The sequence below is a fragment of the Hymenobacter puniceus genome (assembly GCF_014333525.1).
Taxonomy (GTDB): Bacteria; Bacteroidota; Bacteroidia; order Cytophagales; family Hymenobacteraceae; genus Hymenobacter.
In genome coordinates this window covers 580,319-606,964 of the sequence record NZ_JACSCX010000003.1, presented here as the reverse complement: position 1 = coordinate 606,964, position 26,646 = coordinate 580,319, and the positions used below count along the sequence as shown (strand labels likewise).

The 26,646-nt window shown below is 63.1% G+C and carries 15 protein-coding genes and 1 tRNA gene; 7 read left to right on the top strand and 9 right to left on the bottom strand.

Annotated features, from left to right (window positions below):
* Positions 1–280: 280 nt before the first annotated feature.
* From H8B14_RS11200 to H8B14_RS11185, 4 genes are all read left to right on the top strand, one after another.
* Positions 281–2,398 (top strand): glycoside hydrolase family 97 protein, encoded by a 2,118-nt coding sequence (locus H8B14_RS11200; RefSeq protein ID WP_187315720.1) that lies wholly within the window; start codon positions 281–283, stop codon positions 2,396–2,398.
* Positions 2,399–2,547: 149 nt separating this feature from the next.
* On the top strand, positions 2,548–3,966 hold the full coding sequence (locus tag H8B14_RS11195; RefSeq protein WP_187315719.1) for an alpha-amylase family glycosyl hydrolase: 1,419 nt from the start codon (positions 2,548–2,550) through the stop codon (positions 3,964–3,966).
* Positions 3,967–4,194: 228 nt separating this feature from the next.
* Positions 4,195–4,268, top strand: a tRNA-Asp gene (locus H8B14_RS11190).
* Positions 4,269–4,583: 315 nt separating this feature from the next.
* Positions 4,584–5,903 (top strand): DASH family cryptochrome, encoded by a 1,320-nt coding sequence (locus tag H8B14_RS11185; protein WP_187315718.1) that lies wholly within the window; start codon positions 4,584–4,586, stop codon positions 5,901–5,903.
* 87 nt (positions 5,904–5,990) lie between these two features.
* Here the strand turns inward: H8B14_RS11185 and H8B14_RS11180 are convergent, their stop codons facing one another.
* The 3 genes from H8B14_RS11180 to H8B14_RS11170 form a co-directional block, all read right to left on the bottom strand.
* Positions 5,991–6,938: an ADP-ribosylglycohydrolase family protein gene (locus H8B14_RS11180; RefSeq protein WP_187315717.1), complete on the bottom strand. Its 948-nt coding sequence runs from the start codon at positions 6,936–6,938 to the stop codon at positions 5,991–5,993.
* A 129-nt stretch (positions 6,939–7,067) separates the two neighbouring features.
* On the bottom strand, positions 7,068–8,951 hold the full coding sequence (locus H8B14_RS11175; protein WP_187315716.1) for a glycoside hydrolase family 13 protein: 1,884 nt from the start codon (positions 8,949–8,951) through the stop codon (positions 7,068–7,070).
* Positions 8,952–9,181: 230 nt separating this feature from the next.
* Complete coding sequence (locus H8B14_RS11170; protein WP_187315715.1) at positions 9,182–15,322, bottom strand: carboxypeptidase-like regulatory domain-containing protein; 6,141 nt, start codon at positions 15,320–15,322, stop codon at positions 9,182–9,184.
* Positions 15,323–15,566: 244 nt separating this feature from the next.
* Between H8B14_RS11170 and H8B14_RS11165 the strand changes: the two genes are divergently transcribed.
* Positions 15,567–15,803, top strand: a complete 237-nt coding sequence (locus H8B14_RS11165; protein ID WP_187315714.1) for a hypothetical protein — start codon at positions 15,567–15,569, stop codon at positions 15,801–15,803.
* Positions 15,804–16,028: 225 nt separating this feature from the next.
* Here the strand turns inward: H8B14_RS11165 and H8B14_RS11160 are convergent, their stop codons facing one another.
* The 4 genes from H8B14_RS11160 to H8B14_RS11145 all read right to left on the bottom strand — a co-directional run bounded on the left by H8B14_RS11160 (position 16,029) and on the right by H8B14_RS11145 (position 22,862).
* Positions 16,029–17,111: a DNA polymerase beta superfamily protein gene (locus H8B14_RS11160; RefSeq protein WP_187315713.1), complete on the bottom strand. Its 1,083-nt coding sequence runs from the start codon at positions 17,109–17,111 to the stop codon at positions 16,029–16,031.
* A gap of 112 nt (positions 17,112–17,223) precedes the next feature.
* On the bottom strand, positions 17,224–17,991 hold the full coding sequence (locus H8B14_RS11155; protein WP_187315712.1) for a nucleotidyltransferase domain-containing protein: 768 nt from the start codon (positions 17,989–17,991) through the stop codon (positions 17,224–17,226).
* A 58-nt stretch (positions 17,992–18,049) separates the two neighbouring features.
* Positions 18,050–19,816, bottom strand: coding sequence for a T9SS type A sorting domain-containing protein (locus H8B14_RS11150; RefSeq protein ID WP_187315711.1), 1,767 nt, complete (start codon positions 19,814–19,816; stop codon positions 18,050–18,052).
* A 265-nt stretch (positions 19,817–20,081) separates the two neighbouring features.
* Positions 20,082–22,862 (bottom strand): polynucleotide kinase-phosphatase, encoded by a 2,781-nt coding sequence (locus H8B14_RS11145; RefSeq protein WP_187315710.1) that lies wholly within the window; start codon positions 22,860–22,862, stop codon positions 20,082–20,084.
* A 76-nt stretch (positions 22,863–22,938) separates the two neighbouring features.
* Here H8B14_RS11145 and H8B14_RS11140 point away from each other — a divergent pair, with 76 nt between their 5' ends.
* Positions 22,939–23,385 carry an SMI1/KNR4 family protein gene (locus H8B14_RS11140; protein ID WP_187315709.1) on the top strand — a complete coding sequence of 149 codons (447 nt, stop codon included), beginning with the start codon at positions 22,939–22,941 and terminating at the stop codon, positions 23,383–23,385.
* Positions 23,386–23,455: 70 nt separating this feature from the next.
* On the opposite strand, the gene H8B14_RS11135 is transcribed toward H8B14_RS11140, so the two are convergent.
* Positions 23,456–24,856: a 3' terminal RNA ribose 2'-O-methyltransferase Hen1 gene (locus H8B14_RS11135; RefSeq protein ID WP_187315708.1), complete on the bottom strand. Its 1,401-nt coding sequence runs from the start codon at positions 24,854–24,856 to the stop codon at positions 23,456–23,458.
* Between the two features lie 297 nt (positions 24,857–25,153).
* Here H8B14_RS11135 and H8B14_RS11130 point away from each other — a divergent pair, with 297 nt between their 5' ends.
* A complete protein-coding gene (locus H8B14_RS11130; RefSeq protein ID WP_187315707.1) occupies positions 25,154–25,714 on the top strand; it encodes a hypothetical protein in 561 nt (186 codons plus the stop codon).
* A gap of 100 nt (positions 25,715–25,814) precedes the next feature.
* Here H8B14_RS11130 and H8B14_RS11125 read toward each other — a convergent pair whose 3' ends face one another.
* Positions 25,815–26,327 carry an NUDIX domain-containing protein gene (locus H8B14_RS11125; protein ID WP_187315706.1) on the bottom strand — a complete coding sequence of 171 codons (513 nt, stop codon included), beginning with the start codon at positions 26,325–26,327 and terminating at the stop codon, positions 25,815–25,817.
* Positions 26,328–26,646: the final 319 nt, after the last annotated feature.

Genomic DNA, 26,646 nt, shown 5'->3' with positions numbered 1-26,646 from the left:
ACTTGCGCGAAATATTCACGCTGGGCGCCAGTACCTCGTAAACAAAATGCCCGTCCTAACAGACTTCAATCGGGTAATAGCAAGCTATATTCGGTTGATATTTTTGGCTGATTATTTTAACTTATCAATCTGTAAGTCAATGCATAATCACCCATATCTGATTATATTTTCTTGACTTCAGCTTGATATGTTTCGGGTGGGTGCACGATAGGGTTGCTTTGTAGTGTTGCGGGTGGGTACGCCGCCCGATACTGCTCTGCTGCTCCTCTACAAATTCCCCATGCGCCATACCTTTTGGGCCGTTTTGCTCCTGCCTATCGGCTTGCCAACGGCCACCGCTCAGGCTCCGGCCCCGCTCACTGCCCGCCTCGATAAAGTCAGCCTGACGGTGGCTCTTAACGCCGCCGGGCAGCCCACCTACGCCGTGCAGTACGGCAAGAAATCCGTCGTTAATCCGTCGCGGCTGGGTTTGGAGTTGGCCGATGGCAAGGGCTTTGAGGGGCCGCTGGAAATCACCGGCTCTGACACCAAGAACGTGGATGAAAGCTGGAACCCGGTGTGGGGCGAGGTGAAAACCATCCGCAACCATTACCAGCAGCTCACGGTGCACCTGCGCCAGCCCCAGCAGCCCGGCCGCCGCCTCGACGTGGTGTTCCGGGTATTTGCCGATGGCGTGGGCTTCCGCTACGAGGTGCCCCGGCAGCCTAGCCTGAGCTACTTCACGGTGCAGCAGGAGCTAACCGAGTTCAACCTGCCCGCCAACCACAAAGCCTTCTGGATACCCGGCGACTACGACTCCAACGAGTACGCCTACACCACCTCCCGCCTGAGCGAGGTGAACACCACGCCCATTGAAGCCATTCAGCAAAAGGCCGCCCCGAACCGGATTCAGACGCCGCTGATGCTGAAATCCGACGACGGGCTGTACGTGAACATCCACGAGGCGGCGCTGGTGAACTACCCGGCCCTATTCCTGAACGTGGACACCAAAACCTACGGGCTGCGCAGCCAGCTGGTGCCCGGCGCCACCGGCGCGGCCGCCTACCTGCAGGCCCCCGAGCACACGCCCTGGCGCACCATTGTGATGTCGGACAAGGCGCCCGAGGTGCTGGCCAGCAAGCTGATTCTGAACCTGAACGAGCCCACCCAATTCCCCAACACCGACTGGATCAAACCCCAGAAATTCGTGGGCGTGTGGTGGGAAATGCACGTGAATAAAGCCAGCTGGAACTACGCCGACACCAGCAACATCAAGCTGGCCGGCACCGACTGGAACCGCCTCAAGCCCAACGGCCGCCACGGCGCCAACACCGCCAACGTGAAGCGCTACATCGATTTTGCCGCCCAACACGGCCTGCAAAGCGTGCTGGTGGAGGGCTGGAACGTGGGCTGGGAGGACTGGGCCAATAACTGGAAAGAAGAAGTGTTCGACTTCGTGACGCCCTACCCAGATTTCAACGTGACGGAGCTGCAGCAGTATGCCGCCGCTAAGGGCGTGCAGCTGATGATGCACCACGAGACCTCCGGCTCCGTGACCAACTACGAGCGGCGCCAGCAGGAAGCTTACCGCTTCATGAAGGAGCATAACTACGCGGCCGTGAAAACCGGCTACGTGGGCCGCATCATCCCGCGCGGGGAGCACCACGACGGGCAGTGGATGGTGAACCACTTCAACCACACCGCTGCTTTTCTGGGCCAGAACCAGCTGATGGTGGACATGCACGAGTCGGTGCGGCCCACGGGGCTGCACCGCACCTACCCCAACTGGCTGGCTTCGGAAGCGGCCCGGGGCAACGAGTTTAACGCCTGGAGCAGCGGCAACCCGCCCGAACACGAAACCATTCTGCCTTTCACCCGCCTCATGGGTGGGCCCATGGACTACACGCCCGGCATCTTCCAGATCAAGCTAGAAAGCTGGAACCCCGCCCAGAACAAGGGCCGGCAGGTGCACACCACCCTGGCCAAACAGTTGGCCCTCTACGTGACGATGTACAGCCCCGTGCAAATGGCCGCCGACCTGCCTGAAGCCTACGAGCAGCACCTTGACGCCTTTCAGTTTATTAAGGACGTGGCCGTGGACTGGGACGACACGAAAGTGCTGCTGGCCGAGCCCGGCGAGTACATCACCACGGCCCGCAAAGCCAAGGGCCGCGAGGACTGGTACGTGGGCAGCATCACCGACGAAAACCCGCGCCAGCAAACCATCAAGCTTGATTTCCTGACGCCCGGCCGGCAATACGAAGCTACCCTCTATACCGACGGCCCGGGCGCCAGCTGGGACCAAAACCCCATGGCCTACCAGATTCGCAAGCAGAAAGTGACCAGCAAAACCACGCTCAAGCTACAGCTGGCCGCCGGCGGCGGCACGGCCATCAGTATCAAGCCAGTTGGCCGCTAAGCAGTAGTTGTCATGCTGAGCTTGCCGAAGCACCTCTACCGCTTCGTTGGATTACTACTGCAACGAAGCGGTAGAGGTGCTTCGGCAAGCTCAGCATGACGTTCTGATAAATTTCCCCCACGCACAATTCCCACCATCTTCCCCGCCTTATGTCACTGTTTATCAACTCCTACCGCGCCAGCCTGGCCCTTGTACTGGCTGCCGGGCTGCTGGGAGCCTGCAAATCGTCCGGCTCCGACGACCCCGCACCCACGCCGCCCACCACCAACCCGGGCACCCCGACGACGCCCCAGTATGGTACCCCATTCGCGGGCGTACCCAACCGCGAGGATGCGGTGATGTACCAGGTGAACATGCGCGCTTTCAGCCAGAGCGGCAATTTCGCCGGCGTCACGGCCCGGCTTGATTCAATCCGGGATTTGGGCGTGAACGTGCTCTATCTGATGCCGATTTACCCCATTGGCACTGACAGCAAATCGGTGAACTCGCCCTATGCCGTGAAGGACTACCGCGCGGTAAACACCGAGTTCGGCTCCCTCACCGACCTGCGGGCCCTGGTGGACGGGGCCCACCAGCGCAACATGGCCGTGATGCTCGACTGGGTGGCCAACCACACCAGCTGGGACCACGCCTGGATTACCCAACACCCCGACTGGTACCAGAAAAATGCGGCCGGCGCCATCACCCCCGTGTCCAATAACGGCACTACCTACAACGACGTGGCCCAGCTGAATTTCACCAACGCAGCCATGCGCCTGGAAATGATTTCGGCCCTGAAATCGTGGGTGTACACGGCCAACGTCGACGGTTTCCGCTTCGATTACGCCGACTTCCAGCCCAACGATTTCTGGAAGCAGGCCACCGACACGCTGCGCAACATCAAGTCGCACAAGCTGCTGCTGCTGGCCGAGGGCACCCGCCCCGCCAACTTCAGCTCCGGCTTCGACTACAACTTCGGCTTTAACTGGTACGGCGGCATTTACCAGGTGTACAAGAACGGCGCCAATGCGGCCAATACCTTCGATGCCCTGAATACCAGCGAGTACAACGGTGCCACGGGCACTCAGCAAGTGGTACGCTACATCACCAACCACGACGTAAACGGCTCCGACGGCACGCCCGTAACCCTTTTCGGCGGAAGAGATGGTGCCATGTCGGCGTTTGTAATTACGGCCCTCTACAAAGGCGTGCCCATGATCTACAACGGCCAGGAAACCGGCATGAGCCAAGCCATTCCGTTTCCGTTTACCAGCGTAAAAGTGCGCTGGGGCCAGAACCCCGACGTCAAGCGCGCCTACAAGCAACTCCTGGCAGCCCGCGCCGGCAGCGTGGCCCTGCGGGTGGGCACGCCCACGCCACTTACTACCCGCAACGTGTGTGCCTTCACTAAAACGGCCGGCTCCGAGCAGGCATTTGTGGTAGCCAACGTGCGCAACTCCCCGCAGGTATATACCCTGCCTGCCAACTTGGCCAACACCACGTGGACTGACGCGCTAACCGGCAACTCCGTGGCGTTGAACACGCAAATTTCGCTGCCGGCGTATGGCTACTTAGTGCTGAAAAAATAACCCCCGGGACGGGACGGTTTCGCCAGCCTTGTCTCATTGCAGTAATAGGTCCGATAAAAAATGAATATTTTTTTATCGGACCTATTGAGTTTAGTAACAGTTCGATACCTTCCGAAAACCCCTGCTCTACGCCGTTAAGGCAGTTTTTTGTTTGCACAGTCAGAATCGGGCTTCTATATTTGCATCATCAAAACGGAAGGACGCACGGTCTGCCCGGCGAGATGAACTGGTTCGGTAGTTCAGTTGGTTAGAATGCCGCCCTGTCACGGCGGAGGTCGCGGGTTCGAGTCCCGTCCGGACCGCAGAGGCCCTTCAGCGTAAGCTGAAGGGCCTTTTGCTTTTTCCGGCTACCTGCGCGAGCAACCAGAACGTCATTCCGAGCCTGCGAGGAATCTCGCGTGCTGATGTTGTTAAATCGTCAAGCCACAACCGATCCGTAGCCCAGGGTTTAAACCCTGGGCTACGGAGCAACGGCACCACGCGAGCTGCTTCGGCTGCGCCTCTGCATGACGTTCTTTCAAATTCAGCGGAACAGGATTCCGGGGAAACCCACGCACCGTAATCGGGAAGATTTGCCGGGCCAGCTGTTAGCCCCCAACCAAGATCCTGTTTTTTCGATGACCATCCTCTACTGGCTGCGCAACGACTTGCGCCTGCACGACAACGCCGTGCTGACGGCCCTGCCGCCCCACGCCACAGCCCTGCTGCCCGTTTACTGCTTCGACCCCGTGGCCCTGGGCCCCGACCCCTACCTGGAGCTGCCGCGCACCGGCCCGCACCGGCTGCCCTTCCTGCTCGAAAGCCTGGCCGACTTGCAGCAGCGCTACGCCGCCCTGAGCAGCGGCATTCACTTTGTGGTGGGCCGGCCCGAGGATGAGCTGCCCGCCCTGGCCCGGCAGGTGGGGGCCGATGCCATCTGGGCTAGCGCCGAGCACACCACCGAGGAGTGGGAAACCGAAGATGCCCTGGAAGCCGCGCTAAACCCCAAAATCCCTTTGCGCTTCTTCGAAACCCTGACCCTGTTGCGTCCCCAGGACCTGCCCATTCCGGTGCGCAACCTGCCGTACTCGTTCAGCAAGTTCCGGTTTGATGTCTTCTCCAAGATGACGGTGCGCCCCCCGGAGCCCGCCCCCAGCCAGCTGCCGCCGCTGCCCGCCGGCTTCACGCCGGCCCCGCTGCCCACCGCTGCGGCGCTGGCAGCCGCGCTGGGGCAGCCAGCTCCCGCCACCCGGCCCCGCGACCGGCGCTCGGCCCTGCCTGTGCTGGGTGGCGGCGAAACCGCCGCCCTGGCCCGCCTGCACGATTACGCCGTGGAGCGCCACCTCATCGGCCGCTACGACGACACCCGCAACCAGATGCTGGGGGAAGCTTTCAGCACCAAGTTTTCGCCCTGGCTGGCCAACGGTAGCCTCTCAGCCCGCCAGATATGGGCCGCCATCGACGGCTACGATACCACCCACGGTGCCCGCAGCAAAGGCGCCATGCAACTGCGCCTGGAGCTGCTGTGGCGCGATTATTTCCGGCTGCTGGCCCTGCGCGCCGGCGCCGACTTTTTCCGCTGGCGCGGCCTGCGCGACCAGCTGCCAAAGCCCACCAACCCCGACCGCGCCGTGTTTGAGCGCTGGACCCAGGGCCGCACCGGCAATGCCTTCGTGGATGCCAATATGCGCGAGCTGGCGGCCACCGGCTTTATGAGCAACCGCGGCCGCCAGAACGTGGCCAGCTACCTCATCCATGATCTGCACCAGGACTGGCGCTGGGGAGCCGCCTGGTTTGAGCACCAACTCATCGACTACGACCCGGCCTCGAACTGGGGCAACTGGAAGTACATTGCCGGCACCGGCACCGACGTGCGCGACACCGCCTTCGACGTAAACCAGCAGGCCCAGCGCTACGACCGCCAGGGCCGTTACGTACGCACCTGGCAGCAGCCGTAGCCCATTCAGCAATTACCCGTTTGGGATACGTAGATGAGCCATAAAATTCAAAAAGTCCCTTCAGATTAACTCTAAAGGGACTTTTTTTTAGCTTCCTTGCTTGGCCATGCGATGCGCAAGGTCCTCGATATCAGGGCGGCGGGCCAGCACTTGTAGCCATTCAGGCGGGATGGCCGCTTCGCCGTAGAATAGGCCAGCCAGGCCACCCGTTACGGCGCCGGTGGTGTCGGTATCTTCGCCGAGGTTGACGGCGGCCAGTACGGTTTCGGCGTAGGTTTCGTGGCGGAGCAGGCACCAGAGGCTGGCTTCCAGCGTGTGCATCACGTAGCCGCCACTACGGATTACCTGCACCGGCAAATCGGCTAGACGCCCTGTGAACAGGTAATTGAACTGGGCAATTTCCACGGCAGGAATATCCAGCTCCCGTAGCTGAGCTGGGGCTTCGGCGCACAGCTGAGCGTAGGCTTCGGCGGGCGTGAAGCCGGCGCGCAGGTGCCGGGCCATTTCCAGATACAGAAAGCACGCTACTGCCGAGCGGATGTGGCCGTGCGTGACGGCAGAGGCTTCAAAGAGCAGCTGAAAACGTTCTTTTAGCGGAAGTGCTGTCTGGTAAAAGGCCAGCGGCAGAATCCGCATCAGGGCCCCGTTGCCGTTGCTATACTCGTCGGTGCCGCCGGCCAGAATCAGGTCGTCATCAGCCTTCAGCTGTTGGATGGCCTCGCGGGTGGTGATGCCGATGTCGAATACGGAACCGTGGGGCGTCCAAAAGTTCTGGTAGTACCAGCGGCAGCAGTTCTCAGCCAGCTTGCCCACGGTGTAGCCGTCGGCAATGGCTTCGGCCAGGCAGAACGTGAGGGAGGCGTCATCGGACCAGGTGCCGGCGGACTGATGGTGCGTGCCGTATTCGCGCATGTGCACCACGGGGTCCTGGCGGCGAGCCGCGCGGCTCTGGAATTCCACGGGCACGCCCAGCGCGTCGCCTACGGCCAGCCCCAGCAAGGCAGCGCGGAGTTGGACTTCGAGAATATCAGGCATAAGTAAGTTGTTGGTTGCTGGTTGTCAGTTGTTAGCAATTGGCTGTTAGATGATTGTTGTTTAAAACAGATTATTCTATTGCATTGGATTTCCCCTGACAACTAACAACCAGCAACCAACAACTAAATCCTACTTCATCAGCTCCAGCACCAGGGCTGTCTTGGCGGGTAGCTGCAGGGTTTTGAGGTCGGAAATGGTTTCGCCGGTTAGCACGTTGCGGGCTTTGGTGAAGCCGGTGAGGCGCTCGGAGAAGCGGGCGGTGGGCAGGCTGGTGGCTTTGTCGGTGGTGTTGGAGGCCACCATCACGCTGCCGGCATCGGAGTAGCGGAAGTACACGTACTGGCCGTTTTCGGGCAGGTACTGCATCAGCTTGCCGGAGCTGAGCACCGGGTGCGTACGGCGGTAGTTGGCCAGCGTGCTCACGAAGCGGAAGGCGTCGTTTTCGGCCTCGGTGCGGCCGGCGGCCGTGAACTTGTTCTGCGCGTCGCCGGGAAAGCCGCCGGGGAAGTCGCGGCGCACTTCGGCGTCGGAGGGGTCCTTGAAGTTCTTCATCAGGATTTCCGTGCCGTAGTACATGCTCGGGATGCCGCGGGTAGTCAGCAGCCAGGTCAGGCCCATCTTGTACTTGGCCACGTCCTCGCCTACCTCCGACAGAAACCGATTGTGGTCGTGGTTGTCGATGAAGGTGACGAGCTTGGTGGGGTCCTGGTACACGGCGTCCTGGGCCAGGGCCTGGTACACGCGCTGGGCGCCGTTGTCCCAGCCGGTGGCACCGGGCGTGCCCACTTCCTTCAGGCCGGCCAGCATGGCGTTTTCCAGCACAAAATCGAGCCCGCCGGGCTGGTTGGACTTGAACGGAAAGTCAATCTTATTGCGCACGTAGTAGGCCTGATCTACGATGCTGGTCACCGACGACTCCCCGAAAATGTGGATTTTCGGATACTCCGTGAGCAGCGCCGCGTTGCAGCGGTTCATGAAGGGCTGGTCGTTGTACATATAGGTGTCGATGCGCCAGGCATCCACCCCGAAGTTCTCCACCGTCCAGAGGGCATGCTGGATGAGGAAGTTGGCCACGTAGGGGTTCTGCTGATTCAGGTCGGGCAGGAAGGGCACAAACCAGCCGTCGAGCGTCACCTTGCGGTCAATCTGGGCGGCGTGGGGGTCGGTGATGGGCTGCTGGCGGTAGCTGGTGTTGGTGTAGGTGGGCCACTGGTGCAGCCAGCTTTTCATGGGCAAATCCTGGATAAACCAGTGGTTATTGCCGATGTGGTTGTACACGGCGTCCTGCACCACTTTCAGGCCCATGCCGTGGGCTTTCTGCACGAAAGCCTTATAGGCCGCGTTGCCGCCCAGGCGCTTGTCCACGGTGTAGTGGTCGGTGAAGCCGTAGCCGTGGTAGGCCGAGCGTTTGGCCCCGCCTTCGTCGGTGAGGCCCTGGTTGTTTTCGATGACGGGCGTAAACCACACGGCCGTTACGCCCAGCTCCTTCAGGTAATCCAGGTGCTGACTGGCCCCCTGCAGGTCGCCGCCGTGGCGCAGGAAGGGCTGGGCGCGGTCCGAGCTGGGGTCGGCCATGTCGGCAAACTTGTCGTTGCCGGGGTCCCCGTTGGCGAACCGGTCCGGCATGGCCAGGTAGATGAAGTCGGCCTGCGTGACGCCTTGGGCCTTCACGGCGTTGTCGCGGGCCTTCAACTCCCAGTTCTGGGTGACGGTTTTCGCTCCCTTTTTGCCTACCAGTGCTACCTGACCCGGTTTGGCGGTGGGCGCGATAATCAGGTCGAGGAAGGCGTAGTTGGGGTTCTCGACGGTGTTGGTTTTCACCAGCTTCACGCCGGGGTAGTTCACGGTGTAGGCCAGCGTGCCGGCCTGCGGGCCGTACACCAGCACCTGTACCGTATTGTGCTTCATGCCCACCCACCAGTTGGTGGGGTTCAGGCGGGTAATGGACTGGGCCGAGGCGCCCAGCGGCAGCAAAGCAGCCGCCAGCAGCAGCGTATAGAGCGTTTTTTTCATGTCTGGTGTCGGGTGGAAAAACAGGCAACGGTGTTAGCAGGCCGGAAGTTATCGGTTTCGGCGGGCAGTTTCGACAAGCGGCATTTCGGAGCCAGCCAAACGATGTATAGACGCGAAACTTCGCGTCTGTTGTCGAACGACTGAGGCCATCGTCTTTATTACAACGTCAGCAACGACGAAACGCGACATGTCCCGTCTCTACACCGTTCTACAAACCAGCCAAACGGCCCCTACTCCACCACCGCCTGCTTGCTGGCCGAGCGGCCAAACCGGGTGGGAAAGTACATCAGCTCGGCTTTAGTGGGATTCAGGGTATAGCGGCCCCGGTAGCGTGGCTGCAGCGCCACCCGAAACGTGTGGCGCCCGACGGGCAGCACGTCGATGAAGATTCCGACCTGATGGCGCAGGTATTCGCGGTGCACCTCGAAGGAGTTGCCGGGCGCTTTTTCGCCGTAGGAGCAGCCGGCCGGAATGGGTACTTCCAGCAGCACGTAGCGGGCTTCGGCCTTCACGTCCACGGTTACGAGGAGCTCGGCGGGCTGGCCGGCGCGCAGCAGCACGCGGCTGCCCTCCTGCCCGGCCAGCGTGGTGCGCACCCCAAACGGCGCGGCCACCGCCACCGGCGCGGCATTCCAAAACGACTGATACGCCGTGGCGTACACCGGCAGCCCGCCTTCCTTACGCAGCACCAGCAGCCCGGCACCAGCAGCTACGATGGTATCGAACGGGAACTTGCTCACTTCCTGGCTAATAGCGCCACTGAGCTGCGCCCGCGCCATCAGACCCTTGCTGCCAGCCACCAGCAAATCGGGCACGATGGTTTCCAGAATCAGGGCGGCCTCGTAAGTGCTGCTCCAGTGGCTGGCGCTGCGGCGCTGCTGCAGCAGGTAAGTCCGGATGCGGGTCAGCTCCACTTCCTGGCCGCCGCGGGCGCGCAGCAGGCGGTAGGCCAGCAGCGTGTTGGCGGTGCGGTCGGGCAGCAGGTAGCGGTAGAAGGAAGCATCGCGCAGCGTATCGGCATAAAACACGCCGCCCAACTCGGTGCGCAAACGGTAGCGGCGCAACGTATCCAGCTGAAACGGGAGGCCCAGCTGATGGCGTAGGTTAGCTAGGGACAGGTACCGGTCGAGAGGCTGGCGGCCCTTGTTGCGCTCTATGGTTTCGCGCTCCAGGCGCAGCACGTAGGTGCGGAAATCGGGCTGGGCGCCGAGGCGGTGCAGCAGCTGCAACAGACGGATTCGGTCGTCGTCAGAGCGGAAATACAGGGCTTCGTAGCGCTGGCCGGTGGGCGTGGCAGCCAAGGCGGTGCGGGCCGCGGCATCCGCAAACGCCACGTCCAGCTGCCGGAGCAGGTAGTTACGCAGCGCGTCCCGGTCAATCTTCACGGCATAGCCCTGCTGGGTGGCATCGAGCAGCGCCTCCACCACATGCAGCGTAGCCCAGGGGCTGACGGCCGCGCCGGGCCAGGTGCCCCACAGGCCCTCGGGCTGGTGGCGGCCGCGCAGCAGGTGCCGGATCAGGCGGTTCACATCTTTTTCGCCCGCAAACGGCTGCTTGAGCTGCTCGCGGATGCGCTGCTCCAGCAGCAAAGTTTTCAGCTTGGAAGCGGCCTGCTCGTTGCAGAGGTAGGCGTAGCGCTGCACATGCCGGATTTCATCGAGCAACGTAGGCAGCGGGTCGCTTTCGAGGCGCACCGTTACGGGGCCCAGCTCGGGGCGGATGGGCAGCGTGAGGGTGGTATCGGTGGCAGTGAGCACGGCGAAGGTGCCCACCCGCTCGCGGGTGCCGGCCGGCAGCACCGGCAGGTAGCGCAGCTCGCCGTCTTGGTAGCCATTGGGCTGCGTGAGTTGGAAGCTAACTTGCACCGAATCGGGGCCGCCGGTGGGGGCCGTGAGGGTGAGCGTGTCGAGGGCGGCGGTGGCGACCTGGTGGCGCTGGGTGCGGGCCGGCTCCTCGCCTACCCGGAAGCTGGTCGTGACCTGGGCGGTGTCGGGCAGGTAGTTGAGGGTTTTGCCGAGCAGCTGCGCCCGGTCGCCTTCAATGAGGAAGCGCGGCGCGGCCAGCTCGCCCAGCACGGCCTTGAAGGAGCGCATCAGGGCCGTGAAGCTGCCGGTGCGGGCGTGGTCGTCGGAGGCCAGCACGAAGGTGTCCCAGCCGGTGATGTCGTCGGGCACAATGACTTCGGTACTAACCCGGCCCTGGGCGTCGGTGACGAGCGAGGGCCGCCACCAACCAGAATCCGAGAAGCGGCGGCGCAACGCCAGGCGCGGGTCGCGGCCGGCGGTAGGCTGGCCGTCGGGGCCGATGGCAGTGGCCGGGTCGGTATCGAAACCCAGCGCCTTGCGGCCGCCGACGCCGGATTTGGTGGTGATGATGATGACGCCGTTGGCGGCGCGCGAGCCAAACGTAGCAGCCGCCGCGGCCCCTTTCAGCACCTTCATCCCCGCAATATCGTCGGGGTTGATATCGGCTTGGTTGCCCGAAAATGGCAGCCCGTCCACAATCAGCAGCGGCACCCCGCTCCCGCTGAGCGTGCTGCTCCCGCGGATCTGCACGCCCGCCACCCGGCCCGACAGTGAGGCGCTGGTGATGGTGGACACAGCACCGGTCAGCTCTCGGCGCCGCTCCATTCCGAAGCCCGTCACCACCACTTCATTCAACTGCTTGGAATCCATAGTCATCCCCACCAGCATATCGCGCCCATCCAACCGATGCTCCATGGTCACGTAGCCGATAAAGGAGAGTTGCAGCAGGCCGCCGTCTGGCGGCACGCTCAGCTCGAAGCTGCCGTCGGCGTTGGTGCTGACACCGATGGTGGTGCCTTTGAGCAGCACTGTGACGCCGGGCAGGCCTTCACCGGTTTGCTTGTCTTCGATGCGGCCGCGCTGCACGCGCCAGCCCGGCTGCGGCACCACGGGCACTGTCACCTGCACTTCGCGGCGCTCCTCGCGTGCCGGGCTAACGGCAGTTGCGCGGGGCAGCCGCTCACGCACCAACTGTTGGAAACGGCGGCGCAGCGCCCGTGCCGCCGGACCGGGCGGCACCAGGCCGGCGGAATCCAGCTGCACATAGGTAGTGCCGTTGGGCTGAATGCTGATTGCCGCGATTGGGGCCAGCACGGTGCTGTCGGCCAGCAGCAGGGCCAGGCGGTAGCGGCCGGTGGGCAGCGCGTGGACGGTTTGGGGCAGGCCGCGCTCCAGCCGCACGAATTTGGGGTTACCGGGCTGGGTGAGCAGCGTGTAGAGCACCGGCGGCAGCGTGGCAGGCTGGCGCCGGGCCGCGTTGGCGGCGGGTGGCACCGGCAGGCGCACGGTTAGCCGCCCCTGCCCGGCGGGCGTGGTTACGGGGTTGTGCAGCTCCGGCTCGGGGCTGTAGCTGCTGCGGTAGTAGCCGGTGGCGGGCTGGGGCTTGAGGTCGGCTTCGGTGTAGGCGAAATCCTGAAATGGCAGCACCCCGAAGCTGGTAGCCTCGCCCAGGCGACCAAACTCCGAGCCGGTCATGCAGCGCATCTTCAGCAGGCCCGCCCCAAAGGTGAAGCGGTAGTTAGGCTCCAGCAGGAACCGCCGCCGCAGCCCGTCGGAGCGGCGCAGCAGCACGGAATCGGGGCGGAAGGGGCCAGCGAGGTGGAAGTCGGCGCGGTCGTAGCGGTTGTAGCTGCTGTAGCTGAAGCGGCGCGTGGAAGCGCCAGCCACCGGCATCGGGTGGCCCGCGCCGAGGGGCTGCAGGCGGTTGCCCTGGCGCAGCAACACCTGCTCGTCGTAGTCGCGCTTATCGATCAGCAGCAGAAAGCGTTGCAGCTGCTGGCGCTCGGTTTCGGTGAGCGGGCCCCGCTTCTCCACCGTCAGCTCGTGGCAGGGTTGGTTGGGGTCGATGCTGAGCGTGAGCTTGTGCAGGTGGCGCAGCCGCACCCCGCGCAGGGTCACGAGGCGGTTGGGGGTGCGAATGGCAACGGTATGCTGGCCGCTGTCGGCCACCAGCGCAAATGGCTCCTCGCCGTTGACGCCGGCCACGTACACCGGCAGCCCATCTACGTACACGGCCACCGCCGGCTGCACCCGCCCCGAATCCACCACGAACGGCGAAATCTGGGTGATGCCGCCCGGCGCGGGCTGGTACTCGTGGAACGTGCCGTACTCCGGATACAGAAACTGGTAAAACCGCAACGAGTCCAGCCCGAGGCGCTGCCGCCACGCGCCCCAGGTTAGCGCCTGCCGACCCGGCTGCTCCGTTTGGTTCTCGAAGCCTGCGCCCAGCCGAAACCGTCGCAACGACAGCCGCCCGGCCACGGCCGGCTCGAAATCGGGAATTTCCGGGGCTTCTGCCGTTTCAAACTTGCTGGTATGGGCGTAGGCCGTGAGGTCGGCGCGGGGCACGGGCCGGCCGCCGCCATCCGTGACGGTGTACTGCAGCCGCACCCGCTGGCCCGGGTACACCACCTCGGGCTGCTCGGCCCGGATCAGCAGGCGGTGCTGGGGCAGCGGCACGTTGTACTCGGCCGTTTGCAGCTGCCCGCCCCAGAAGTAGTGCACCGACATGTACCACGGCTCCGGTCCCGCGGCAGCCGTCTGCAGCGCGAAATCCGGTCCGTAGCCGCGCTGTACCAGCGTGTTGCCGCGGTACAGGTAGTACCAGAACGGCAGCCGCCGCGGGTTCTCCACGGCCAGCCGAATGGAGTCGGTGGTGCGGTCGGAGCGCAAAAACAGATCGGCATTATCCTCATTAAGGTAGAGCAGGGCCTGATGACCAGCCGTATCAAGGAGGCGGTAGCGGGTGGCACGGGCATCGAGTGGGCGAGCGAGTGGCAGCGACACGGTTTCGCGGCGCAGCGTGGATACGTTGAGGTAGTTGAGGGTTTCGGTTTCGAGGGTGGCCGTGGCCGGCTGACTGGTGCCGCGCACCGTGTAGCGGGCCAGCAGCGAGTCGTGGCGCAGCTCCAGCTGCAGCTCGCCGGGGTCGAGGGTGTAGCTGACGGCCTGGCTTTGGGTGCGGCGCTCGTTGTCGGAGTTGAGGAAGGTGGCCTGCACTGAGTAGGTGAGGTTGGCGGCGGGCAGGGCGGTTTCGGGGAGGTTGAGGCGGGTTTCGCCGGTGGCATCGAGGGGCTGGGCGCGGGCCCAGAGCGTGTCGGGCACAAACACCTGGCGGCCAGGAAAGGCCCCTACCCCGGCCGGCGTCACGCTCAGGCGCACCCGCGCATCCAGCAGGTTAAGGTCATTGGCATCCTGGCCGCGCAGAAACAGCGCCTGCGGCGTGCCGCGCCGGTGGGGCGTTTCGGCGGCCCGCAGCGTGTAGCGGGTGTTTTTCAGCTCGTAGTCTTCCAGCCGGAAGCTGCCGCTGGCCAGGTCTTCGCCTTTAGGCCCCGGCTGCGCCAGATACACACGTATGGGCTGGTCAATCGGCAACCCCAGCGTATCGATCAGCGGCAGTATGTACTCGTAAGAACCCGGGCGCATGGGCTTGAGCACGGCCAGGCTCTTGGGCCGGCCCTGTCCATACAGACGCAGCTCCAGCGGGCGGTTATAGGGCCGGCCGTCGCGCTGGCGCAAGATGCGGGCCTTGAGGCGCAGCGTGTCGTGGGTGGGGCGGTACAGGGGCTTGCTGAGGACGAGGTAGCTCACCCATTCGTCTTGGTGCCGGTTCTGGCGGCGGCTCTGGCGCTGGTCGCGCACGTCTTCGCTGAATACCGAGCGCAGCAGCCCCACCAGCCCGGTGGTGGTGTACGAGGGGTTTCGCAGCTGGAAATACAAACTGCGCACCGGCCGCGTGAGGTAGCCCAGCGGAAACCCATACACCACCCGCCGCCAGCCCCATACCGGCCGCCGCCGTTCCCCACTCGGAAATGCCTGTTCCAGCGCGTGAAACGTGGTGCGGCCGGCGTGCTCCACGGCCAGCAGCCCCGCCCGGCCGGCCTTGCCGGGCAGGCGGTAGCTGCGCGTGGCGGCATCAAACGGCACCAGCTGACCTTTGGGCAAACTCACGCGGGCATCTTCCAGCAGGCGGCCGAGCGAGTCGCGCACGAGCAGCGTGAGGTCGGTCTGGTTGTCGAGCAGCGTGAGCTGGCGGTCCGTGACGGCGCGCAGCCAGTATACCAGTTGGGCGCCTTCGGTGTGAGCCACCAGGTAGTAGCCGGGCGGCAACGGCCGCCGCCGGCCGAGGGCCGCGCTATCGGTCGGGAACGAATCGACGGGCTGGGTGAAGAACTCGGGCCGGGCGCGGCTGAGGTCGGTTTCGTAGAGCTGCCGGGTTTGGGTTTCGGTGAGGCGAAACACCTTGGTGAGGTAGCTGCGCTGGCGGGCGGAAGCCAGGCGCTGCTGGGCGGGCAGATGCAGCGGCAGCGCCAGCAGGCAGAGGAGGGCGCGTAACGGTAGGCACATAAGCAGGGCCGGATAGAGTGTTTCCCTGCTGATGCCGCCCGGCCCCACATTCCACACCGCGCCGGCCGAGTTTACCGCTTGTTTTCAGTCAGAACTGGCGCAATGCCTGTTGAAGACAATGAAATTTTGGCATCATTCGAAGAGCTAATTGGCACAATGACAAGAATATGCCACCATTTCGATCCGCAATGCAATTTTCTGCAAGGGCCCACAGTTTTAACCGCACACCAACGCTGCTTGCCTTATGTTCAGGATCCTGCTGCTGTTTTTTGCCCTGCTGCTCGTGAGTGGCGCCGAGCCCTCCCAAGCGGCCCGGCCCACGGCTTACGCCCGCGCCAAGATGAAGGGCCGCACCTTTACGCACCGCCCCTTTTACAAAAGCTACAAGGGCCGCAAGAGCCACAAAAAGAAGCTTTTCCGATTCGGCCAGAGCGGCCGCAGCAAAGCCAAGTATTCCGGTAAGCGTACCGGCCGGCTGTAGGCCAGCCAAGCACCTACAGAAAAAGCCCGCCGTGCAGTCAAGCTGCGCGGCGGGCTTTTTCGTGAGCATTCAGAGTGCACAGCCGCTCTACCCAAAATCATCCCAATCGTCAGGCTTCCCCTCACCTTTTTCGGAGTGGGAATTGGGGGTTGAGGCGCAATCGTGAGGGCGAAGCGGTAGAGATGCTTCGACAAGCTCAGCATGACGTTCTGGGCTATACGCTTGCTACACCTGCTTGGTCTGTGCGTACCAGGCCCGCCGCACTCGTACCAGCAACAGCTCAGCGGCTTGGCGGTCGGGGGTTTCGGGCAAAGTAGAGGTGGCAAAGGCGGCTTCCACCTGCGCTACTAGGGCCTCGGCCTGCGCTACCAGCTGCTCGTACTCGAACTTGCCGCGGCGGATTTCGAGCAGAAACTCCCGGTTGGGGCGGCGTACGTGCAGGCGGCCGGTGGTGGCAATTTCCAGGGCCATGCTCAGCAGCCGGAACACGTGCAGCATGTTCTTGGCATCGTAGTTTTTGCCGTGCTGCACCGTGTTCTGGTACCGCTCGGGGTTGCGCTTCTGCTCCCACTCCTGGTACTCCCGAAACACGCGGCAGTAGGTGCTGTAGCCGTTGCGGTTAAAGCTCAGATAGGCCACCGGCACCTCCCCTTTCGGTACGGCCGAGAGCAGCACGTCCTGGGAAGTTTCCGCGTCGCGCAGCAGGCCCCGGTAGCCGTGGCGGCGGTCGGGGGTTTCGTCCACGAACAGGGCGTATAGGTCGTGGAGGTGGTTCACGTTGGCCAAGCCGCACTGGCTGGCTTGGAAGCCGCGCCGTTCCAACCAGGTGGCTACCGGCTGCGCCCCCGCGCCCACCGTCACGTAGCAGAAATCCAGCACCGACTTGCGGGCGGGCGGCTCGGGGTGGTTGATTTTCTTGTTGAGCCCCCGCGCCTTCCGGATCTGAGCCACGGCGTACTCGGCGAAGCTCTGGCGGCACAGCTGCGACAGGAAATCCTCGACCCGAAACGCCTCGAACAGCGGGTGTCGGTACCGCACACAGTCTTCGGGCGAGGCCAGCAGCTCCAGGGCCGTGGGGTTGCTTTTGAGCAGCAGTTCCATGAAGCGCCGCAGCTCGTAGTACACCTCATCGTTGGTATCATTCGCTACCTGGGGCACATAGTCGAGGCCGTAAAACTCGGTTTCGGGCAGGATGAAGACGCCTTTCAGGTCGGTATCGGAGTGGGGCAAATCGGTGCCGTAGGCGCGGCTGCCGCTTAGGGCCTCAAACAAAATCAGGCCGCGCTGGCGCAGGTCGTGGATGGTCATGGAGCGTACTAGGAACGATTGTCGAGACGCGAAGTGTCGCGTCTCGGCGTTGCTGACGTTGTTTATACTGCTTGTTGAAACGGCGCGGACAGCGAAACGCGAATATGCGTCTTTACATCGTGCCAGCCAGCCACGCCCGAAACACGGCTTCCAGCGCCGCCGTCGGTTCAGGATGGCGCGGTACGGGCAGTGTGGCGCGGGCAGTTTGGCCGGCGGCGTATTCCTGCTGCAGAAACGCCACCAGCGCGGCCGGGCGCGGCACGGTGGTTTTCTCGTCGGCAGTGGCTTTTCGGATTAGCAGCTCATCGACTACACCATCCAGGGCCGGCGGCAGCAGCTCCCGCAGCGCGGCAAACTTCATTGGCGGCACCTTATCAGGATAACGCTGAATCCAGCGGGCGGCCAGGGTGGAGCGCAGGGCGTAGAACAGCCGCTTGAGGCGCACCTGCTCCGTGGTCAGGTCCTCCTCCACCCCGCGCCGCAGCTGGCCCAGGTAGTGGTGCAGGCCGGCGCGCGGGTTCCAACAGGCGGGCAGCAGCGGCTGCAGCGCCGATAGAAATCCGGCCGCCTCCCGGTACACCACCGGCGACTGAACCCACTCAAACAGCGCCGCGTTGGAGCCGCGCAGCAGCTTCAGGGCCTTCCGCAGCTCCCAGCCGGCCAGGTCCAGCGCCTCATCCACGGGGAAGCTGAGCGTATCGGGCCCCTCGTCCAGGGTTAGATACCAGTCGGCCGGATGGCTATAGATAAAGCGCACGTCGTAGTCGGAATCCGGCGAGGGGAAGCCCCAGGCCCGGCTGCCCGACTCGCAGGCGTACAAAACGCGGATGTTGTGCGTGGCTTCGAGCTGGGCAAGGGCGGTTTGGATACGAGCATGCATACGCGGGAGCTGGGTTGGTGCGGGTATTGTTGACTTGCCCCCGGCCAGGGCCTGCTCGCTATTCAATCATCAGCTTTTCCGAGGTCAGCACGCGGCCTGCCTGCACCTGCAGCGTGTACAGGCCGTGGGGCAGGTGGGCCAGTAGCACCTGGCAACTAGACGGGCTCGATGTCAGCAACACCGACTGGCTGACAACCACTTGCCCGACGGTATTGGTCAGCGTCAGCAGGCCTGGGGTGTGGCCGGCAGTAGCGGGTAGCGGCACGGTGACGGTGGCCCGCACGGGGTTGGGATAGGCAGGCTGGCGGGGCTGCAGGCGGGCAGGCGTAGCGGCTAACGGGTCGCCGGTGCCAATCGAAGCAATAAAGGGCAAGCTGAAGTTGATGGTGCCGGGCAGAGAGAAACCGCCGAATATGGCCGGAACGGTTGCGTAGCCCGCCGTATACAGTGCCGGGCCGTGCGTGGCCAGGGCCAGGCCGGTGTCGCCGTACCGGCTGCCGGCTTGCTGTGTCCAGGAGAAGCTACCGGTGTCAGTGAGCTTGGTGAGGAAAATATCGGGGCCGCCCGAGGAAGTGGTGGTGGCCGGGTCGAGGTTGGTGAGGACAGTGCCCCCAAAAGTGGCCGTAGGGCTCAGAAAGCCGCCCGTGACGTACACATCGGTGTTGTGCAGCACCAGCGCGCCCACCCCTTCGAAACCCCCTCCTCCGCCGCGCCGCGCCCAATCGACGGCCGCTCCGGCGCCAGAATCGGTGAGCCGGGTTACAAACACATCAGAGGAACCCGCACTCGCTAAAGCCGTCGAACCAAAGGTACCAGTGCCATCAAAGTTGCCGGCCAGGTACACGCTAGCTCCGCGCACGGCCAACGCAGTGGCGCTGGAGCTGTTGAAGTTCTGCGAACTACCCAGCGCCTGCGACCACACGAAACGGCCGCTGGTGCCGGCATCGGTGAGTTTGGCCACATAGCCGCTGGTGCAGCCGGGGGCGTTCAGGGTGGTAGAGCCCAGGGTAGCGTAGTTTTGAAACGCGCCGCTCAGGTACAGACTCGAGCCGCTTACGGCCAGCGCCGCCGCGTAGTCTGAGCCGAGGCCGCCCCCGGTCTGCACCCATTCGAAGGTGCCGCTGCTACCAGTATCCGTGAGCTTGGCTACAAACAAGTCGGTGTTGAGTTGGGTGCCGCTGCTGCTGTTGACGACCGTAAGGCCGCCGAAGGTGGCGGATGGGGCGCCGTGGCGACCGGCCAGGTATACGGTGTTGCCGCTGGCTACTACGGCAGAGGCTATGTCGAAGCCGGGGCCGCCAGCCTGCCGGGCCCACGCAAAGCTGGCGTCGGAACCGCTGTCTACCAACTTAGCCACAAACGCGTCGCTGCGGAAGTTGAACGGCACCGTGGGCGGCTGCGCGTTGCGGAGTATATGCGGCCCGAAATCGGCCGGCGTGCTTTCAAACGAGCCGACAATATAGATATTGGCGCCGCTGACGGCAATGTCGCCGGCATAGTCGTTGTCGGCGCCGCCGGCCCGTTTCGCCCATACAAACGTGTTGGTAGTGGGATTCCACTTCGCCACAAACACATCGGCAAAGCCGGCCCCGATGAGCGTGGTGCTGCCAAACGTGAGGTTGCCGTTGAATGTGCCCGTCAGGTAGACGTTGCCCGCCGCATCGGTCGCCAACGCCTCAACGCGGCCACTACCACCCGACGCCGCCAGCACCGATTGCCAGGAGGGGGCTTGGGCGCAGGCACTTCCTGCCGTGAACAGAAGCAACAGTAGCAGAAACAACGGGCGCCAAACATTCGAGTAAATACGAGGGGTAGAATCAGGCATAAGCAAAACGTAAGCTGAGAGAAGTAAAGACCAGGCGTTGCGGTTTTTCTCCGCTGGGCTGTTCGTTCAAAGGTAAAAACTCCTGCAAATGCTGCGCGAAGCCGCCAGCCATTATTGTTCCGGCAAAGGAATCATGGCCGAATATGGATAGGTCACGCGGCACCTGCTCAACTTACCACATCCACACAGCCTCCCGGCAGGTCCGGACCCACTCGATAGTTATTGCTAAGCGACAGCAAATTATGCCCCCCCTCGGCAGCCGCGCCTACAGCCGCGGGTCCACGGCTTCGCTTTCCAGGGCCAGCACGCCGAATACGCACTGGTGCACCTGGCGCAGCGGAGCGCCGCCCACGAACCGTTCGAGGCCTTCCACGCCCAGGGCGAATTCGCGCAGGGCCAAGTTGCGCTTGCTCTTCACGTTTCGCTCGCGCAGGCGCTCCAGGTTGCCGGGCAGCAGGTAGTCGGGGCCGTAGATGATGCGCAGGTACTCGCGGCCGCGGCACTTGAGGGCGGGCTGCACCAGCTGTTTCTGGCCCGCGGGGATGAAGTCGTAGGGCTTCACCACCATGCCTTCGCCGCCGGCCGCGGTGAGGCCCAGCCACCACTGGGTGGCGGCTTCCACGTCGGCAATGTCGCGCAGGTGCACCACGCGGTAGGGCGTGGCCTGGAGCAGGCCTTCATCCTGGAGGCAAAGGGCGCGCAGGGTTTCCATGTGCCAGGCGTGGTCTTTATCGAAGTAGGTGCGGCCCTCGGTGGCGAGCAGGTGGAACGGGGCCAGGCGCAAATCGGCGAGGCTGTCCACCGGCCAGCAATAGCGGCGGTAGGCATCGGCGTAGTGCTGGGCGGCCGACTGGCGGGCGGTGGTGCGGGCCAGCAGCGCCTCTGCCCCATCGAGGCCCCGGGCGGCAGCCTGGGTGAGGACGGCCGCCGCTTCGGGCAACGCGGCGGTGGCCGCCGCGGCCACGGCGGCGTACTGGGTTTTAATCAACTCCTGGGCCTTGGCCGACCACGGCAGCAGCTCGGCATCGAGGCAAACCCAGTCGGTGCTGAACCGCTCCCAGAAGCTGCTGGCCGTGAGGGCGTCCTGCAAACGGGCGAGGAAGGCAGCCTCCAGCGCGGCATCGGTGAAGAAGTTACGGCCGGTGCGGGTGTATACCTTGCCCGGCCCCTCGCCCACCACCCCGAAGCGGCGGCGCGCGGCGTCCTCGGAGCGGGCCACCACCACCACCACGCGGCTGCCCATGTGCTTTTCCTCACACACCACCCGCTCCAGCCCCTGGCGGCGGAAGTAGTCGAAGGCTTCGGTGGGGTGCTCCAGCAGATCGGGCAGCGCCGAGGTTTCCGACGGGCTCATGGTGGGCGGCAAATACAGCAGCCACTTGGGGTTCAGCGCAAACCGGCTCATCACCTCCAGCGCCGCCGCCGCGTTTTCCTCCCGAATGGTCACCGACGGCAGCAGCCGCGTCCTGATGATCTGCTTGCCCAGCACATCCTGCAAATCCAGCAGGTCGTCGTGCTGCTGTTGAGTTGTCAGTTGTTGGTTGTCAGTTGTTAGTTCGCTCTGATTATCGGTTGCCTCTCCACTAACAACTGACAACTGATTCCTGACAACTCCCAACGGCCGAACCGGCTCGCAATACACTTCTTGGGCGGGCACGGATACCAGCTCCCGTTCGGGGTAGCGCAGGGCGGTGAGGCGGCCGCCGAACACGCAGCCGGTGTCAATATCGATGGTGTTGTTGAGCCACTCGGGGTCGGGCACGGGCGTGTGGCCGTACACCACGGTAGCCCGGCCGCGGTACTCCGAGGCCCAGTTGTAGCGCACCGGCAGCCCAAACTCGTCGATTTCGCCGGTGGTTTCGCCGAACAGCGCGAAGGCTCGCACGGCCCCCGAGCCACGGCCCTGCATTTCCTCGCGCATGCCCGCGTGGGCCACCACCAGCTTGCCCCCATCGAGCACGTAGTGGCTCACCAGCCCATCCAGAAACTGCCGCACCTGCGCCTTGAACGTGTCGGACTCCGCGGCCAACTGCTGCACCGTTTCGGCAAAGCCGTGCTTTTCGTTGACCTGCTTGCCGTTGAGGTAGCGCAGCAGCTTGATATCGTGGTTGCCGGGCACGCACAGCGCCAACCCGTCCTGCACCATGCGCATGACCAGGCGCAGCACTTTGGGCGAATCGGGGCCCCGGTCCACCAAGTCGCCGAGAAACAGGACACGGCGAGGCACCTCATTCTCTGGGTGATGTAGAGACGCTACACTTCGCGTCGCGTCGTTGCTGAGGTTGTCTGGACTGCGCGTTTCCGGGTCGTTCAACGACGAGACGCGAAGTGTCGCGTCTCTACCCACATCTTCCCGGCGCGTCACCCACACGCCCAAATCCCGCACGTCCAGCCGGGGTTCTTCCTGCACCGTGTAGCCCAGCTTGTCGAGCAGCTGCACCAGCTCCTGGTAGCAGCCGTGCACGTCGCCGATGATGTCGAAGGGGCCGGTTTCCTGCTTGCGGTTGCTGTAGAGCGGGTCGCGCTGCACGGCCTGCACGGCGTCAATTTCCTCGGGCCCGCGCAAATGATACACGTGGCGGAAGCCCTCCTGCTTGAGCGACTTGAGCGAGCGGCGCAGCTGCTGGCGCTGGTTCGGGATGACGTGGCGGCCCAGGTGCTGCCGCTCGGCGCGCTGGCGGTTGCGGTCCTCGGCCAAACGGTCGGGCACGTCGAGGACGACGGCGGTGGGCAGCACGTGGTAGTCGCGGGCCAGCTGCACGAGGGTTTTGCGGGCTTCGGGCTGCACGTTGGTGGCATCTACCACCGTCAGCAGCCCACGCTTGAGGCGCAGCCCTACCAACTGGTGCAGCAGCGCAAACGCCTCGGGCGTGGCCGACTGGTCGTTCTCATCATCGGCCACCAGCGCCCGGCACTGGTCCGACGATACAATTTCGGTGGCCTGAAACAGACGCCGCGCAAACGTGGACTTGCCGGCGCCAGACGTGCCGATGAGCAGGACGAGCGAGAGTTCGGGAAGCTTGAGGGTGGTAGCTGGTTGAGGCATTATGGTAGCAAGTGAATGGTACTGAGTAGCAACGCTGTATCTTGGGTTATTATCAGCTAGCAGGCAGCGCTTTACAATGATTTACGAACTATTAATGTCACTCAGAGCCAATCTGAGCCAAACAGATATCACACTGTATGCTGGCGCAAGTGAACAACTTATCTATCAGTTTGAACGAGAAATGAATTTGATTCTTCCAGCTGATTTCAAAGCGTTTTACCTGTTCTGCAATGGGTTTGAGTCCGAAGATGATATGTTTCGAATGATTCCTTTGGAGGAAATTCTCGAACGGAAACAGGAGCTTCCCTCTCATCAATTCTACGTAGCCGAATATTTGATCTACTGTGATATGTGGGAAGTTGAACTGAGCGACCAAATGTCAGGCAAGTATCGAATTCACAACATGAATATTACTCTGACTGATTCGATTGTAGAGTTCTTAAATAGATTTTTGCAGGGAGGCGTATTTGAAGCCGGAGGGCTTTACGATTGGCGCCAAGAAGCCATAAGATCAAAGTCATAAACCGAGCAGCAAGCAAGTAACCGCTTCTTTGCACGCACATCAACGCGTCGCAGCAAAGCTGATTTTCATCCTACCGCTCAAACACGGCCAGTTGTGAGGGCGCGCCGACTTCAGCGGCTTCCGGCCCCAGCGGCTCCAGGCGCACCCGGTAGCCGTGGCGCGCGGCCACACCGTCGGCCCAGGTGGCAAACTCAGCCCGCGTCCACTCGAAGCGGTGGTCAGCGTGGCGGAAATCGCCGGCCGAGAGGGTTTCGTAGCGCTGGTTGTAGTCGGCGTTGGGTGTAGTGACGAGCACGGCACCGGGCCGGGCGCGGGCAAACACCACTTGCTCGAAGGCGGCCAGCCGGTTTTCATCCAGGTGCTCAATGACTTCAACCACGGCCGCCGCGTCGTAGCCGGCCAAACGGGCATCGTGGTAGAGCACCGAGCCCTGGGTTAGCGTCAGCCGCTCGCGCTGGCGCGGCGGCATTTCGGAGAGGTGCAGGCGCTGTCCGGCCCGCTCCAGCTCCCGCCAGCTCACATCCAGGGCCAGCACGTGCTCCACCTCGGGCAGCAGCAGCAGCCGGCGCACCAGCTTGCCCTCGCCACAACCCAGATCCAGCACGCGCTTCGCCCCCAGTTGCCGGATTACCTCGGCCACGCGGTCCAGGCGCTGGTCGTGGAGTTTTTGGATGGGACTTGCGGGTTGCGAAAGGTCAGTGGCCAACTCAACAACGGGCTCGTCGTCCTCGGCCTGCTTCTCCACGGCCAGCAGGCGCGCCAGCGTGGGGTTCACGTACTCGGCGAAGCGCAGGTAGCGGCGCGTGATGAACTCCCGCTCGGGGTGGCGCGGCAGCCACTCGCCGCCGCGCAGCAACAGCTTTTCGGCCTCGGCCGGCCCGATGTAGTAGTGTTTGTTGTTGTCGAGCACCGGCATAAGCACGTAGAGGTGCGTCAGCAAATCGCGCAGGCGCAGGCCCGGGTGGCGCAGGCGCAGCGTGTAGTATGGACTGTCGCCCCACTCCGGTCGGGTAGGGTCGAGCGGATGGGCCTCGGTTTCGATTTCGTAGCCTAGGGGCGCAAACAGGCGGTGCAGCTGCGCGGGGCTGGCTGCCGGCACTACGGCCACGGTGGCCTCCAGCGGCAGCAGCGCGTCGGGCAGGCCGGGGCGGTCCTGGCAGGTGCCGTTCATGGCCGTATTGAAGGCTTTGGCCAGGGCCGTGCTCAGAAACGACGAGGCCACGTAGGGCCGGTCGTTCACGTACTGGGCCAGCGCAAAGTTTTCGGCGGCACCCTTCTGGCTGCGCACCAGCCCCACTGGGTCGATGTCGAGCAGCAACGCCACGGTGCAGCGGTCCGCCGTGGCTTCGGGGTAGAAAATGTGGGCCTGCCCGGCGGTGAGCTCCAGTGTCTGGAGGCGGGCCGGGTTCTTGTGTAGCAGGTAGCCTAGGTCGGTGGCAGGCTGGTGGGTGGTAGTAATGGTGAGCAGCATCAGCTACGGATAGAGGAATATTAGCAAGTAGGTACGTATCAGCAGCGGCAGAACAACCAACCGGGCAACAGGCGGGGCAGCATTCGTCGCCGTAACGATAAGAAGCGGACAAGGTACGAAAGTAGTTGCCGCGGACGAAGCCGGCATTCTGGGGCAGAAAGCAGCTTGGCGCGGCGAATTACGCCGGTCGTAGTTTCTGGTTTTTTGGACGAAACCTAGTGAAATGGCCTTTTACCTTGCGTATATTTGGACCGCCGAAACCTAACCTGCCGGCGCTTACTCTATTTTCTGTTGCTCATGAAGAAACATTTCCTCCTCGCATTCCTCCTGTTGTGCAGCCTGGCGGCGGCGGCTCAGTACATGCCCGGTAAGCCCCGTAAGAAGTACACATTCCCCAAAAAGGACGAAGAGTGCCAGTACGTATTCAACGTCACCAAAAACACCGACGAGGATGCCGAAGTAGATGCCTGCGTGACCCGCGTGGCCTACCGCCCCTACGCCGAGCTCCTCACCGAAATTGACGAGCTGAAAAAGCTGAAAAGCTGGGCCGACACCACCTACCAGCGCCGCTTCAGCCAGCTTCCTGCCGGCGGTTTGCTGGTCGTGACGATGTACCGCCGCGGCGGGGCCAACGCCGACCCTTCCTACCTGAGCGTGGTAGCCAAGGACAAGGACAACAAGGAAGTTTTCAACGTGCCGGCGCTGACTGCCGGTGAAGGCCGCTTTTGGAACCGCGACCTATACGTGAGCAAACGCTCTATCCCATTTGTTAAAACCGAGACGCCGCAAGACCTAACTTTGGTAATCAACGACATCAAGACCAAGCAGACGTTTGAGTACGTAGTTAAAGCTCAATAGCCTAGCAGCAAGAAAGTTAAAACGCCTTAATTAGCCTTTTAAAAAGGCTAATTAAGGCGTTTACCATTTGTATAAACTATCTGAAAACACCTGTTTGCCGCTACCGGTTCAGGCGAACCCACTGCACCGCAATAATCGTTTTGGCATCCTCGAACTGTTGCCGCTGCAGCTGCTCCGAAGTCAGGAATACAGCTTCGATCTTCTCGCTTTCCTCGGCCAGTCCGCCCCCCTGCCCCGACTGGTGGCTGACCTCGGCCAGGAATACTGTGATGGTTTCGGCACTCGTGCCGGGCGAGGGATAGATGCGGGCAATCTGCTCTAGCCGGTCCACGTCGTAGCCCAGCTCCTCGTGCAGTTCGCGGCGGATAGCAATTTCCGGGGCTTCGTCGCCGTCGATCATGCCGGCGGCCAGCTCCAGCATCTCGGCTTCCGGCCCAATGCGAAACTGCCGGGTCAGCACGTATTGTTCTTTTTTGGTGTCCCACACCAGTGCCGCTACGGCCCGGCCCGGCTCGAAACGCTCCCGCTTCAGCTGCGCGTCGCCGTCCTGCACCGTCAGCAGCCGGAGTTTGAAATGGCCATCGTAAGCGGTTTTTCGGTCTATTACGTGCATAGTCGGAACGGAAATCAGGTTTATTTTCCGAAAAGTAAACGGATTTTGCGGCGGCCCGGGTTATGCAGGTGCTACTTTAACTTCGGCCACAGTCTTAGCACCAAACCAATAATTATTTTATCTCTTCTCCCTCAGCCATTTACTACATTGCTTTAAGGCTATTTTCTAGCTTGGCGCTATCCTGCTGCCCCTAAACTTCCGGCGGGCAGCACCAGCTAACCGGCCCTTTTAGCGGCGTATTTAGTGCGCCGGCCAGCCTCGGCAGCACCGGCCATCACAAAGTCGCCGTAAAACCACCGACCTTTGCGGACTCGTGCCT